The sequence below is a fragment of the Clostridium sp. ZS2-4 genome (genome assembly GCF_026719745.1).
GTDB lineage: Bacteria > Bacillota > Clostridia > Clostridiales > Clostridiaceae > Clostridium_H.
Map to the genome: position 1 here is coordinate 16,278 of NZ_JAPPRQ010000130.1, position 14,694 is coordinate 30,971.

11 protein-coding genes, 1 other RNA gene and 1 pseudogene are annotated in these 14,694 nt (G+C 28.1%); 9 read left to right on the plus strand and 4 right to left on the minus strand.

What is annotated here, in order from left to right; genetic code table 11:
• Positions 1 to 41 precede the first annotated feature (41 nt).
• A complete protein-coding gene (gene deoD, locus OIO11_RS14850) occupies positions 42 to 743 on the plus strand; it encodes a purine-nucleoside phosphorylase (protein ID WP_268072223.1) in 702 nt (233 codons plus the stop codon).
• A gap of 340 nt (positions 744 to 1,083) precedes the next feature.
• Entirely contained in the window at positions 1,084 to 2,775 is a 1,692-nt protein-coding gene (locus tag OIO11_RS14855; protein WP_268072224.1) for a glutamine--tRNA ligase/YqeY domain fusion protein, read from the plus strand.
• A 95-nt stretch (positions 2,776 to 2,870) separates the two neighbouring features.
• On the opposite strand, the gene OIO11_RS14860 is transcribed toward OIO11_RS14855, so the two are convergent.
• The gene (locus OIO11_RS14860; protein WP_268072225.1) at positions 2,871 to 3,077 is read right to left on the minus strand and encodes a DUF6465 family protein; all 207 of its coding nucleotides are present in this window, start codon (positions 3,075 to 3,077) and stop codon (positions 2,871 to 2,873) included.
• Between the two features lie 195 nt (positions 3,078 to 3,272).
• Entirely contained in the window at positions 3,273 to 4,505 is a 1,233-nt protein-coding gene (locus tag OIO11_RS14865) for an aminopeptidase (protein ID WP_268072226.1), read from the minus strand.
• A 267-nt stretch (positions 4,506 to 4,772) separates the two neighbouring features.
• Here OIO11_RS14865 and OIO11_RS14870 point away from each other — a divergent pair, with 267 nt between their 5' ends.
• The 7 genes and pseudogenes from OIO11_RS14870 (at position 4,773) to OIO11_RS14900 (ending at position 11,247) form a co-directional block, all read left to right on the plus strand.
• Entirely contained in the window at positions 4,773 to 5,753 is a 981-nt protein-coding gene (locus OIO11_RS14870) for a glucosaminidase domain-containing protein (RefSeq protein WP_268072227.1), read from the plus strand.
• An 86-nt stretch (positions 5,754 to 5,839) separates the two neighbouring features.
• Positions 5,840 to 6,172 (plus strand): annotated as a pseudogene (locus OIO11_RS14875) (MarR family winged helix-turn-helix transcriptional regulator); the annotation flags it as partial.
• A 59-nt stretch (positions 6,173 to 6,231) separates the two neighbouring features.
• Positions 6,232 to 6,597: an HsmA family protein gene (locus tag OIO11_RS14880; RefSeq protein ID WP_268072228.1), complete on the plus strand. Its 366-nt coding sequence runs from the start codon at positions 6,232 to 6,234 to the stop codon at positions 6,595 to 6,597.
• Between the two features lie 152 nt (positions 6,598 to 6,749).
• Complete coding sequence (locus tag OIO11_RS14885) at positions 6,750 to 7,655, plus strand: helix-turn-helix transcriptional regulator (protein WP_268072229.1); 906 nt, start codon at positions 6,750 to 6,752, stop codon at positions 7,653 to 7,655.
• An 879-nt stretch (positions 7,656 to 8,534) separates the two neighbouring features.
• Entirely contained in the window at positions 8,535 to 10,340 is a 1,806-nt protein-coding gene (locus OIO11_RS14890; protein WP_268072230.1) for a MutS-related protein, read from the plus strand.
• A gap of 159 nt (positions 10,341 to 10,499) precedes the next feature.
• A non-coding RNA gene (ssrS, locus tag OIO11_RS14895) (6S RNA) lies at positions 10,500 to 10,684 on the plus strand.
• Positions 10,685 to 10,860: 176 nt separating this feature from the next.
• Positions 10,861 to 11,247: a PrsW family glutamic-type intramembrane protease gene (locus tag OIO11_RS14900; RefSeq protein WP_268072231.1), complete on the plus strand. Its 387-nt coding sequence runs from the start codon at positions 10,861 to 10,863 to the stop codon at positions 11,245 to 11,247.
• 331 nt (positions 11,248 to 11,578) lie between these two features.
• Here OIO11_RS14900 and OIO11_RS14905 read toward each other — a convergent pair whose 3' ends face one another.
• Both OIO11_RS14905 and OIO11_RS14910 read right to left on the minus strand, forming a co-directional pair.
• Entirely contained in the window at positions 11,579 to 13,789 is a 2,211-nt protein-coding gene (locus tag OIO11_RS14905) for a GGDEF domain-containing protein (RefSeq protein ID WP_268072232.1), read from the minus strand.
• 188 nt (positions 13,790 to 13,977) lie between these two features.
• Positions 13,978 to 14,664 (minus strand): formyltransferase family protein, encoded by a 687-nt coding sequence (locus OIO11_RS14910; RefSeq protein WP_268072233.1) that lies wholly within the window; start codon positions 14,662 to 14,664, stop codon positions 13,978 to 13,980.
• Positions 14,665 to 14,694: the final 30 nt, after the last annotated feature.

The following is a 14,694-nucleotide window of genomic DNA, read 5'->3' on the forward strand; positions in this document are numbered from 1 at the left end:
TAATATATTGTATTTTAGTAATATTTTAGGAGGAATTTTAAATGAGTGTACATATATCAGCAAAAACAGGAGAAATAGCAGAAACAATTTTATTACCAGGAGATCCATTGAGAGCAAAATTTATAGCAGAAAACTTTTTAGAAGATGCTGTTTGCTACAATGAAGTTAGAGGAATGTACGGATTTACTGGTACATACAATGGAAAAAAAGTTTCGGTTCAAGGCACTGGAATGGGGGTTCCATCTATATCAATTTATGCAAATGAACTTATAGAAAGCTATGGAGTAAAAAATTTAATACGAATAGGTACTTGTGGCTCTATACAAGAAGATGTAAACGTAAGAGATGTTATTTTAGCTATGAGTGCTTCAACTACTTCTGGAATTAATAAAATTCGTTTTAAAGGAATGGACTATGCACCTACAGCAAGCTTTGAATTATTAAAAAAAGCATACGATATTGGGGTAAGTCAAGGCGTGAATATGAAGGCTGGAAATGTGCTTACCAGTGATTTGTTCTACGATGATGACCCAGACTCATGGAAGCAATGGGCAAAATTTGGAGTATTAGCTATTGAAATGGAAACTGCAGCTTTGTATACTCTTGGAGCAAAGTATGATGTAAATACACTTTCAATTTTAACTGTTAGCGATAGCTTAGTAACTGGAGAAGCCACAACCGCCGAAGAACGTCAAAGTACATTTACAAAAATGATGGAAATAGCTCTTAAATTAGCAGAATAAAAAATTCCAAGTTGTTAAAGACATATAGTGTATAAAAGCTGTATGTCTTTGTTCGTAATTAAGAAATAGTATGTCTAATAGTATTTGAGACTAACCGTTGGTTGTTTATTTAATTTGTATTTGATATTATATACATAGGTCATCCCTAAAAAACTAACGTCCTACAAATTATGAAGTATTTAATAAAAATATTGAAGTTTATAAGTGTAAAGTATTATAATTACATATAAAATAATAAAATTTGCTTGAAATAACATATATTTATGATACCATTAGATAAGAATATATTGTTATCTAATGTGGGTTTATACAAATTTTCATATAGGAGGAACAACACGACATGAAAAACAATACTGAAATAATAAAAAGTAAAGAAGAGATAGCTGAAGAGTCTAATATATCATCTAATTTTATCCATAATATAATAGATGAATATTTAGAAGCTAACCCTAATAATAAAATACATACTCGTTTTCCACCAGAGCCAAATGGTTATTTACATATAGGTCATGCAAAAGCTATATGCATAGATTTTGGTACATCTGAAAAGTATAATGGTCTATGCAACTTAAGATTTGATGATACTAATCCTACTAAAGAAGATGTAGAATATGTAGAATCTATAAAAGAAGATGTTAAATGGCTTGGATTTGATTGGGAAGATAGAATATTCTATGCATCAAATTATTTTGACAAATTCTATGAATATGCTGTTATGCTTATTAAAAAGGGTAAAGCTTATATAGATGATTTGAGCCCAGAGGAAATGAGAGAATACCGCGGTACATTAACTAAACCAGGTAAAAACAGTCCTTATCGTGACCGTTCAGTTGAAGAAAATCTTGATTTGTTCGAGAAAATGAAAAATGGAGAATTTGAAGATGGTTCACGTGTTTTAAGAGCTAAAATAGATATGTCATCACCAAATCTGAATATGAGAGATCCTGTAATTTATAGAATTTTCCATGCAACCCATCATAATACAGGAGATAAATGGTGTATTTATCCTATGTATGATTATGCGCATCCACTTGAAGATGCTATTGAAAGAATTACTCATTCTCTTTGTACATTAGAGTTTGAAGCACATAGACCATTGTATGATTGGGTTTTAAGAGAGTGCGAAATAGAAAATGCACCAAGACAAATTGAGTTTGCAAGATTGAATATTACAAACATGGTAACAAGTAAACGTAAGCTTAAAGCATTTGTTGATGATGAAGTAGTCGATGGATGGGATGATCCTCGTATGCCAACTATTTCAGGATTAAGAAGAAGAGGATATACTCCAGAAGCTATTAGAGATTTCTGTGAAAGAATAGGAGTTGCTAAATCTGAATCTATAGTTGATATAGCATTACTTGAACATTGTTTAAGAGAAGACTTAAAATTAAAGGTACCTCGTGTTATGGGAGTATTAGATCCATTAAAAGTTGTTATTACAAACTACCCAGAAGGTGAAGTTGAGTACTTGGATGTAGAGAATAATCAGGAAAATTCAGATATGGGTACAAGAAAAGTTCCATTTTCAAGAGTTATTTATGTTGAAAAAGAAGATTTTATGGAAAATCCACCTAAGAAATACTTTAGATTATTTCCAGGAAACGAAGTAAGATTAAAAAATGCTTATTTTATAAAATGTAATGAAGTTATAAAAGATGAAAATGGCGAAGTAGTTGAGCTGCATTGTACATATGATCCAGAAACTAAGAGTGGAAGTGGATTTACAGGAAGAAAAGTTAAAGGCACACTTCACTGGGTAAGTGCAGAACATGCATTTGATGCCCAAGTTAGATTATATGACCATATAATGATAGAAGATGAAGAGAATGAAGGAGAAATGAAACAAAATACAAATTCTCTTGAAGTTTTAGCTAACTGCAAGTTAGAACCATCACTTACTGATGTAAAACTAGGAGATAAATTCCAATTCTTAAGACATGGATATTTCTGTGTAGATACTAAGAATACAACTGAAGATAAAATGGTATTCAACAGAGTGGTTTCAATGAAAAGTTCATGGAAAAAATAAAAAATAAGTAACTGCAAAAACAGGTCTCTTACGTATGTTAAGACCTGTTTTTTTATTTATAATTTGATATATAAGGTTACTATGTATATAGTAGTTTATACTTCAAACTCTCCTTTTTCTTCACCTTTAAATGTACTTGCTATCCAATAACATTTATTTTGTGATGGCACAAAATATAGATTCACATTTTTCACATCTTTAACTTTTTTTCCTGTCTGTTTCCAAAACTCTCTAAACATATTTAGCAGTTGATTACTAGTTACCTCCTTGCCATCATGTTGAATACAAATCTTACTTTTCATAATATCCTCTCCTCCCTGAAATTTAATATAATAATAGGATTAAAAAACAATATTAATACAATATATCCTATTATAACAAAAAATATCCAAAAGTTCAAAAAAAACAAAAGTAGTGAGAGATAATTAGTTGTATAATCAAAAATAGACCATTCTCTTAATATTTAAGATATGGTCTATTTTTGCACAAATTAAATTTTAAAATGCCCAGTTTCCATTTTTAAATATTTGCATTGTTTCTCCATTTATTGTTTCACCAGTTATGTCAAGATCAGCAGAGCCTATCATAAAGTCTTCATGGGTTAAAGAAATGTTAGCACCAGCTTTTTCAATTTCTTCTTCATTCATTTCACTGCCACCTTCGATACAAGTAGGATAAGCCATTCCTAAAGCTAAATGACAAGAAGCATTTTCATCGAATAATGTGTTGTAAAAAATAATATTCGAATTTGAAATTGGTGAATCATGAGGTACTAAAGCAACTTCTCCAAGGTAACAAGAGCCTTCATCTGTTTCTATTAATTTTTTTAATGTTTCATAGCCTTGTTCAGCTGAAAAGTCAATAATTCTGCCATTTTTAAAGGTTAGGGTAAAGTTATCTATTAAGTTACCACCATAGTTAAGTGGTTTTGTACTTTTAACCTTACCATTTACGCCTGTTTTTAGTGGTAGCGTAAATACTTCTTCAGTTGGCATATTTGCAACAAAATAAGTTCCTTTTGAATTGTATTCTCCACCGCCTGCCCATAAGTGTTTTTCAGGCAGTTCTATTGTTAAATCAGTATCATTTGAAACAAAATGAAGGTTCTTAAATTTTTTATTATTTAAGAATTGAACTTTTTTATTCATATTTTTCAAGTGTTCGTTCCATGCTGATACAGGGTCAGGTTTATCTACTCTGACTATTTTGAAGATATTTTCCCAAAGTTTTTCTACAGCTTCTTCCTCTGCAAGAGTAGGAAATACTTTTTTAGCCCAACCTTTTGTTGGAATGGAAACTACTGACCAGGCAACTGTACTATTCATTATATATTCTCTGTAGTTTTTTAGTGCAATTGATCTTGCCTTATTTGCTTCTGCAATTCTTTTAGAATCCACATCTTTTAAAAGTTCAGGATTAGATGCAGAAATTGAAAGAAACGCTGCTCCGTTTTTAGCAAGTTCTTCAAAGCCATCTGCTTTCCACTTAGGAAATTCCTTAAATACCTCATCAGGTGCATTCATATATTTTATAAGAGCTAATTCTTCATCACCCCATTCAACATGAACATTCTTGGCACCAGCATTATAAGCACATTCTGCCGCAAGTCTTGTGAACTCTGCACATTCTATGGGAGAATTTATAACAAGTGTTTGACCATTCTGAATATTAACACCCGTTTTAACTGCAAGCTCTGCGTATTTTCTTAGTGTATCACTAAACTTATCCATTTTATCACTCCTTTAACTCTTTTACATATTATTAGTTTATCTTAAATTAAATATAAGTCAAATCTATATTTAATTTAAAAGTGGAAGAAGTGTCAAGATTAAAAAATGCAGATGTACTTTGTAGATATAAGAAGAATGTGTTTAATAGGCGCCAGAAATTGTGATAAAAATGTAACGAAAGAATAACAAAATGTAAGGATAAAAGCTGGCTAAAATTAACTTTATTGTTTATAATTAAATTACAATATTATATAGGAGAAAATTAAAATGAAAAGAAAGCTAAAGAGAAGAAAGATAGAGAAAAGAAAAATAATAAAAAAAATGTATAAAATAATTGCTTTATTGATTATTGTAGGGGTAGTTTTAAATATGGCAAATTATTTTATATGGACAAATAGTCATATTGATGATAAGAAATTAAATATAAGTTCTTATATTAATGCTGCTGATGAAGCAAGTAAAGGTAAGTTACAAATTAATTGGAAATATTTGGTTGCTATTGATGGTGTTAGATACAAAAACGATTTTTCAAAAACGGATAATAGAAGTTTAAAAGATTTAGCAGATATGTTTGTTATTAAAAATAGTACAACCTATAAAGCTGAAAATAGTGATTATAGATTAAGAAGTATAGAGGAAGTTTTAGAACAATTATCTTTTAAAAAAGAAGAAAAGAAAAGAGTATATACTTATTTAGACGACTTAAAATATATGGGATTAGTTAAGAAAAATTTAAAAGAAAATTCCCCACAGAGAAAATTTATTAATAAAATAGCTCCTGATGCTGTTGAAATATATAAACAGTATGGCATTTTTCCTTCTATAACTATAGCTCAAGCTATTTTAGAAACTAGATGGGGAAAGTCAGAATTAGCTGTTAAAGCAAATAATTTGTTTGGCATAAAAGCTGATAAAAGCTGGAAGGGTAAGTGTATAAATATGAAAACTTCAGAATACTACGATAAAGTTATAAATGATGGCTTCAGAGTATATGAAAATGCAAGCGAATCTTTAAAGGATTATGGAGAGTTCTTAAGTAAAAATAAGAGATATAAAAAATACGGTGTTTTTTCATCTTCTTATTATATAGAACAGGCAGAGGCTATTGAAAATGCTGGATATAGTACTAAAGAAGATAAAAAAGGTGAAAAAATTTATGCTGATTTATTAATAAATTTGATAAGAGAAAATAACCTCCAGCTTATAGATTCTGAGGTGCAAATGGAGTATTCTAAAAGAGCAATTTAATATTGCTCTTTTTACGTCTAGTGGATTTAGAATATATTTAATTCCAATATTTTCATGATCTAAGAAATAAATTTAAAGACAGTGGATTTACAATACCTCAAATTACATTTATGAAAACACTAAACAGACATAATACAATGAAAATAAGCGAAATAAGTACAGAAATGAGTCTTGCAAATAGTACAGTATCAGGAATTGCAGATAGGCTTGAAAAACAAAATATTATAAAACGACTTAGAAGTAAAGAAGATAAGAGAATAGTTAATATTGAGCTTACTGATAAAGGAAAGACAATTGTTGAAGAATTTCGCGGTACAATAAATGAGTATTTTGAAGATATTTTTGATAAATGTGATGAAACACAAATGAATGCTATTATAGAAGGACTAGAAATGATAAAGAGAGTATTGGAGATTTAGGTAGACATGAATACACATAATTAAAATTAAATTTTTCAAAAACAAATGGAGGAAAATATATGGTAACATATGCAGTTATTTTTATTAATTTAGCACTTGTTTTTTATACAATAGGTGTATGGAGTGAAAAGAGACAAGGAGAACTTAAAAAATGGCACTTAGGAGTGTTTTTACTTGGACTTGTTTGTGATACTGCAGGAACTACTTTTATGAGTATCATATCCGAAAGTAAATCATTACTTAATCTACATGGTATTACTGGATTATTAGCAATAGTTTTAATGCTTATACATGCTTTGTGGGCTGCAGTAGTTTTAATAAAAAACAATGAAAATATGAAGGCTAATTTTCATAAGTTTAGTGTAGTTGTTTGGATTATTTGGCTAATTCCATTTTTATCAGGAGCTATATTCCATATGCTGTAACTACCAAGTTTAGATTGTCACAAAAAGTATAATGATTTACCTTGCACCATTATACGAACAAGAATAACAACTAATACTTCTGTTATTCAAATAAGTTTAATATGACATATAGTTGTCATATTATTATGTTATAATCTATTTGGGTGATTATAATGCAGATTAACAGGTTATTTGAAATTGTATATATCCTATTTGAGAAAAAGACAATTACTGCAAGGGAACTATCAGAGCGTTTTGAAGTTTCACAGCGGACTATTTACCGTGATATTGATGTACTTAGTATAGCTGGAATACCTATCTATACTAATAAGGGCAAAGGCGGTGGCATTAGTATACTACCAGAGTTTGTTTTAAATAAATCAGTACTTTCAGACACAGAGCAAAATGAAATATTATCAGCATTACAAAGTTTAAATGCATTACAAGTTCCTAATATAGATCCTGTTTTAAGTAAGCTTGCAGCCCTGTTTAACAAGAACAATACAAGTTGGATTGATGTGGATTTTTCTCATTGGGGTAGCAATGATAGTGAAAGAGAAAAGTTTAAGGTTTTAAAGAATGTTATTTTGACAAAAAAAGTTATAGAGTTCGATTATTACAGTTCATATGGGGAGAAGTCAACAAGACGTGTAGAACCTTTGAAGCTTGTTTTTAAAGACCATGGATGGTATATTTATGGATACTGCAAATTGAAAAATGATTATAGAATGTTCAAAGTCACACGCATAAAAAGACTTTTATCTTCAGAAGAAAGTTTTAATAGAGATACCCCAAAGGATATTTGGTGGGATTCAGATGATTCGTACAAAAGCAAAATGATTACATTAGTTTTAAAAATTGATGGGAAGATGGCATATCGAGTGTTTGACGAGTTTTGCCCAGAAGATATTGAAAGTAACATTGACGGTAGCTTTACTGTAAAAACTATTATTCCCGAGAGCGATTGGATTTATGGATATCTAATGTTCTACGGAGAATACGCAGAGGTTCTAGAACCAAAACATATTAAGGATACTATCACGAGTAAATATGAAAAAGCATTAAAAAAATATTTATAATATGACATACTGTTGTCAGTTTATGAATGTTACACTGATTTCATTAACTGGAAAGAGGTGTATATAATGAATTATGAAGTAGTAGAATTAAAGGAGAAAACAGTAAGTAATACGTATTTGCACCTATACTTTATTCATCTTGTATAATAGAAAAGTTGAGAAAGTACAATAGTTGAACAAAAAACTTCCTAAGAATTTTAGAATTTAGGAAGTTTTATTTTTGTGATCAAATTCTTAATAAATTGAATAAGTAGAAATTGATTTACTACCCAAACTCGATTAACTTAATCTAGGTATAAAAAAGTATAAAGAACATAACGATTTACCTTACACCATTATAGATAGCTTATTACCTTACCATGATCTTTCGACCATGATAAAGCAGGTCACAACCTATAATGATGGTTCGTTCAACCATATAGAATATTTACCCAGCCCTATACAACCTTTCGGCTGCATAGAACCAGTACAATACCCTATATAGTCTTCGCTCGACCCTATAGGATAAGTTGGAACCCTATTACAATCAATAGTTTGTAATAAAATTACAAATCTTCGACTATAATAAAACTTTTCCCCACCCTATTGAATCTTCCCTCCGACTGCATACAAACAAGTTTTAAACTCACCTATATGCAATCTTTGGCCGACATATATATACCCTTATTTAAGGAGCATATATATGTCTTGGCTCAACCGTTATGTTCCTTATGATATTAATATGTGCAGTTTAAAGAAATATATTCAAAATAAACTATGTAATTTTTGGCAATAGAAAAACCAATTAAGATTTATGTCATTAAAATAAATATTTAAAATATCTTTCATGGTTATTTATGGTATATTAATTACAAGAATTAATATACCGGAGGTGTAAAATTGATAAAGATAAAAACGATTTATTCTAAAAGAAAAGAAAAATATGAAAAACTTTTAAAAGCACAAAATAAAATTGTAAATATTATAAGTCTAATTAGAATGGTGATTTTTATAAGTGCAGTAAGTTTTCCTTTGATTTTTTATTATAATATAAAGAATATGTATTTAAGCGTTTTTACATTTTTGGCATTTGCTTCAATATTTGTAATTATAGCTATAAAACATGATAAAATAATAAAAACTAGAGATTTGATATATAATATGTGTAATATAAATCAGCAGTGTATAGAACGTGTAGAAGGCAAATGGAAACAATTTCAGGATGATGGTGAAGAATATAAAGATGAAAATCATCCTTATTCTAATGATTTAGATATATTTGGCAGGGCTTCTCTTTTTCAGTACATAAATAATACAACAACTTATATTGGAAGAGAAAAATTGAAAAAAAGTTTAACAAGTAATGGTTATTCACATCAGGAAATTTATAGAAGACAGGAAGCTATAAAAGAACTTAGCAAAATGATAGGTTTTAGACAACGATTAAAGGCAGAAGGACTCAAAAATTTTAATTCAGGTAAAAGTGCAGCAAGTTTATTGAAATGGGCAAAACAAAAACACAATTTTTATGATAGTAAATTTATTGAAACTATTAGTATAGTCCTACCTGTCTTAACTTTAGGAGCTATTGTATATTATTTTTTAGGTATACTAAAAAGTTATCATATACCTTTGGCGTTTATAATTGTAAATTTTATTGTACTTAAAATAAATAAAAATGAAAGAGAAAGTGCATTAGATACAGTTTATATTTATAAGAAACAAATAAATAATTATTACAATATGTTAAAGCTTATAGAAAAAAAGAGCTTTAAATCAGTTTACTTAAAAAATTTAAAATCAAATCTTATACATGAAAAAGGTACTTCTTCACAAAGAATAATAAAACTTAATAAACTTTCAGATTTAATTTTAGACAGAAACAATTTAATGTATTTTATATTGAACTATGTGTTTTTATGGGATTATCATTGTATGATAAATCTTGAAAAATGGAAAAAGGTAAATGGGGAAGAATTGGAGAAATGGTTAGAAACTATAGGGATTATAGAAGAATTGTCTAGTTTTTCAACATTAGCTTTTGATAATTTAGATTGGGCTATGCCTAAATTTAAAGAAGGTGAGTTTGTATTTAAAGTGGAAAACATAGGCCATCCTCTTTTAGGTAGTGAAAGAGTGTGTAATGATTTATCACTAGGACGATATAACAAAATTATATTGATTACAGGTTCAAATATGTCGGGAAAAAGTACATTTCTTAGAACTACTGGTATAAATTTAGTTTTAGCTTATGCAGGAGCACCAGTATGTGCAAAAAAATTTGAATGCAGTATAATGGAGATATTTACTTGTATGAGAATTAGTGATAATTTACAAAAAAATATTTCATCTTTTTATGGGGAACTACTTAGAATAAAGGAACTTGTAAGTAAAACCAAAGAAGGAAGAAAAGTATTCTTTTTATTAGATGAAATATTTAAAGGAACTAATTCTATCGATAGACATATGGGAGCAAAAAATTTGATAAATAAACTTAGTGAGGAAAAAGTGCTTGGAATGGTATCAACTCATGATTTAGAGCTTGGAAGTTTGGAGAAAGAAAACAGTAACATAAAAAACTATCACTTTGAAGAGTACTACAAAAACAACAAAATATATTTTGATTATAAGCTAAGAAAGGATATTTCTACTACAAGAAATGCTATGTATCTTATGAAGATTGCAGGAATAGTAGATGACGATTAAGTTTTTAAATTATATCATGAAGGGCATAGATTTATTTTAGCAATTGAGTAAAATATTTTCATAAAAATAGTTATTGCATTTTGTATAAAATTTGATATAATAAGTATCATAAAGAGGGATTTAGATAAATTCTAAAATGATATGTCAATAATTAAGTTAATATGTCTGAAATATTTGTAGAGCTCTTATTTTGAACCTACATAACTTAAAAGGGAGTTCGATATTTAGATGCAGATTATATCTATAAGACCAGTATAAGGCAAGAACAGTGAAGCATCTGTGAGGACACCCACCTATCGGATAGATAGGTGTCAAAATTGGAGCAGCGGTATTTTGGATTTATAAAGTAAAATATAATGAATATTATATTAGGGAGAGGTGGAAACACCTCTCTTTTTGATTTCTATTAAAAATTCAACAAGTGTTTTTATGCAATGTTAAAATACATAAGATAAGAAGAATATAAAAATAGTTATTACAAATAACAAAATCATAGACAAGTTTAGAAAGGTTGCTCGTTATGTACACAAGATTATTTGTAATAGCAGTAACTCCAGGAATAGCATTAGCACTTGCTGCGTATTTAACTGATAGGTATGATAGAGAACCTATAAGCTTATTAATAAAAGTTTTTATTTTAGGAGCACTTTCTGTGATACCAACCGCAATAGTTGAAAAATTTCTTGGAGCTTTTAACATATTTGGGGGATTAATAGGTAGTGCTTATACAGCTTTTATAGTTGCCGGATTGACAGAAGAAATTTTTTTTGATTTTATATTAATGGCTAATATTCCAATATTATTTGTAATATTTGTTCCTTATGTTGTTTACTTATGGGTAGCAAATTTTAGAAAACTCAATGAATATTTTTTGGAATCAAAGAAAGGTTTTGAAGAAAACATATGAGGTGCATTTTTCTTATATCAACCATATTTTGAAGGTGTAAATAGAATAAAGTTTATATTCATGGATACCCTAAGTTTTAAAAGGGAGTGATTTATGTGCCATCAAGAGATGAAAAAAGAAGATTTGACTATATGGAAAAGAAAGCTGAAGAGAGTAAAAAGAAGAAATTAGGAAAAATGAACAAACCAAGAGGATAAGAGCCTAATAAGGCTCTTTTGTGTTTACTATATAAATACTTTAATATATGATTATACATTACATTTAGGAATTATATAAGTAGATATGGATATGATAAAACAATAATAGCTCCAAGAATAGGTGGCAAAGTATGCTAAGTTACAAAATTTTTATCAGGCATTCCAATAAAATATCCTTGACCATATTCTATTCCTAATTCTTTAATTTTGTTCATAATGGCTTCATTTTCAACAAATTCTGCTACTACTTTTATTTTATAGGCTCGAGCCATATTAACCATAGCCTTGACTAAATGTTCATTTTCCTCTTTATCAAGAATATCTTTTATAAAAGAACCATCTATTTTAATGTATTCTACTGGTAATAATTTCAAGTACTGCATAGATGAAAAACCAGTACCAAAGTCATCAATTGAGAATTTAAACCCAAGATTTTTAATTTCTTTAACTAATTGTGAAACCTCATTAAGATTTTGGATATTCTGTGTTTCAGTAATTTCAAATATAATGTTTTTATGTAATATATGGTATTTGTCTACAATTTCTATTATATTAATGATATGTTGTTTGTTTTCTAATTCTTTGCCTGAAAGATTAATAGATAATTCTAATTTATCATCTCTATCCACTAAAGATTTATATTTGAGAGCTTTTTCTGCCACAATTATATCTATATTGCTGATCATATTATGATATTCCGCTAGTAGAATATAAGGGTAAGGCGAGAGATATTTACCTTTATTGTCTATCCTCATTAATGTTTCATATTTATTAATTTGCATAGTATCTAAATCTATTATTGGTTGAAAAAAGGGTACTAATTTATTTTCATTAATAACATCTACCAAAAAATTTAGTTTTTCATCATTTTCTCTTATTTTCTTAACCATTTCTTCAATATTAGGACAAATAATTAATTCTGAGGTACTTTTATGTTTTAAATCTTTTATAATATTTTCAAATATATGTATTGCCGTACCAGCATCTTCAATGCGTCTCATATCAATGTTTATTAATCCTATAAATGCATTAATATTTATGGAAATATCTTGGATATCTATATTTAGTTGTTTTAATTTCAAATGTAGTAGTTTTGCACTTTGCACTGATTTTTCCCATATGTTTTTTTTAAAAAGACATAAAAAATTATCTGCTCCTAACCTAAAAATATCACACTCAGAACCAACATAATGATTAGTAAGTTCAGCAAACTTATTTAAGATTAAATCACCTATGTCACTACCATATTTACTATTAATCACTGAAAAATTGTTGATATTAATAATTAATGCATTCTGCTCTTTAAACACTTTTTTTCTTTCTTTAATTATACTCTTAAAATACTTCTTATTAAAAACTCCTGTAAGTTTATCTATATAATAAGCTTTTTTAAAGATATAATAACCAAAAAAAATTATTATAGCATATAATACTACTATTAAAAGCAAAATTTTAGATGAATATTTCCAGGCATCATCAAGTAACATATTCTCATGTATTTTGCATACAAGCGTCCAATTTAAATTATCAATTTTTTGAAAATAAGCATATATTTTGTCACCAGTAAAATCTGCATACTGTACCATTCCAGATTTTTTATTAGAAAATTGTTCATTCCATAAGTTTATATAGTTAGTTAATAAGGTATTATTTATTTTAACATGTTTCATGTTATGCCCTATTAAATCTTTTTTTTCATGAGCAATAATTACTCCGTTTGAATCTAGTATATAGTTATTAAGACTATGTGATTTTGTAAAAAGATAAAATTCTTTATTAAAATCGTCTAAAAATATATCTGCGGCAAGTATACCCAAAACTTTATTATTGGATTTAACACCATAAGAAAGGGTTATAACTGGTTTATGATAATTTATATCATAATAAACACTACTTACTAAAACCTGGTCAGAATTTATAGATGACTTGTACCAATCTCTTTGTCGAAGATCAACTCCTGATTCTTTAATCTTATTGTGAAGACCTGTATGACTATAGGAAATACCATCTTTATTATCAACGAAATAAATTGAACTTATAATAGGTAAAGATTTATTTGTGTAAGAGAAAATTTTAGATAGTTTATCCTTAGAATTTGGTAAATTGCTTATAGGTTCGTCAGAGATTAAATTAGCGGTATTAACTACTAAAACCTTTAGAGTGTTTATTTGTTCCTGGATAAATTTAGAATATTCTTCTGCGGTAGTTTTCATAGCTATTTTTTTTTCTTCTAATAGTTTTTGTTTTTGATATCTAAAAATTAAAATTCCACTTATGAACATTAATAAAAATAGTATCAAAAAGAGTGTTTTTGATGGTTTAATATTACTTTCTATAATATTCACCCCACAATCAGTATTTTTTATCAAGGATAATTTTTCAAAAAGTTATCTCATACATTATACACTTTATTTTAATCATATAAAAGTTTTTCAAAGAAAAAGAATAAAAAACGACAAAAAATAATTAAAATAAACGTAATAAAACTCTGCATGTGTTGACATATGTTTTATTACGTTTATTTTAATTATTACTATGCTATTGGTTGTCTTTCAGGTACAGGGTAATTAAAGACAGACCCACCAACATCAATAAAAGGACCTGGTGCTAAAGGATAAGTAGTTGATTTTATCCTCTTTTTAATCTCTTTTTGTGTCATTGTTTTTGGATGAATTTCACAAAGGGCATTTAACTGTTTCCTAGTATAAGGTTGCTTTTCCCATTTTAAATCAGATTTAGGAAGTGATTTGTTTGAATATATTAAATCAATAATGGTTTGATATAAATATAGTAAATGTATCATAGATTTTAATTTTAGAGATTCTACTGTTTCATCTTTATATATAGGAAAATAAGAAACTTTAACGATATTACCCGTATCCACCTCTTTTTTCATATGATGGCACGTAACCCCATATATTTTTGCATCTTCATATAAAGCAAAATTATAGCATCCTGTACCAGGATATCTTGGAGAACCAGGGTGAAAATTTATAGCTGCAATCTTTGCTTGTCCAAGCATGTAAGATGGTACAATCCATGGAGATAGAAAAGAAATTAAGTAATCAGGTTTATACCATTTCAATTCTTCTGGAAATTTGCTTTCTACCTTGTCTTGAACTATTACTAAATCTTTTTCATTAAAAGCCCTCCTTAAAATTTCAGCTGCATAATTACAAAAACTACTTTTTTTACTTAAAAAAACAATCTTTTTTTTCATAACAAATCACCTCTTTAAAGCAATTATTAC

Coding starts and splice junctions, on each gene's coding strand:
- deoD (WP_268072223.1), top strand. CDS start 42: ATGAGTGTACATATATCAGCAAAAACAGGAGAAATAGCAGAAACAATT.
- OIO11_RS14855 (WP_268072224.1), top strand. CDS start 1,084: ATGAAAAACAATACTGAAATAATAAAAAGTAAAGAAGAGATAGCTGAA.
- OIO11_RS14860 (WP_268072225.1), bottom strand. CDS start 3,077: ATGAAAAGTAAGATTTGTATTCAACATGATGGCAAGGAGGTAACTAGT.
- OIO11_RS14865 (WP_268072226.1), bottom strand. CDS start 4,505: ATGGATAAGTTTAGTGATACACTAAGAAAATACGCAGAGCTTGCAGTT.
- OIO11_RS14870 (WP_268072227.1), top strand. CDS start 4,773: ATGAAAAGAAAGCTAAAGAGAAGAAAGATAGAGAAAAGAAAAATAATA.
- OIO11_RS14880 (WP_268072228.1), top strand. CDS start 6,232: ATGGTAACATATGCAGTTATTTTTATTAATTTAGCACTTGTTTTTTAT.
- OIO11_RS14885 (WP_268072229.1), top strand. CDS start 6,750: ATGCAGATTAACAGGTTATTTGAAATTGTATATATCCTATTTGAGAAA.
- OIO11_RS14900 (WP_268072231.1), top strand. CDS start 10,861: ATGTACACAAGATTATTTGTAATAGCAGTAACTCCAGGAATAGCATTA.
- OIO11_RS14910 (WP_268072233.1), bottom strand. CDS start 14,664: ATGAAAAAAAAGATTGTTTTTTTAAGTAAAAAAAGTAGTTTTTGTAAT.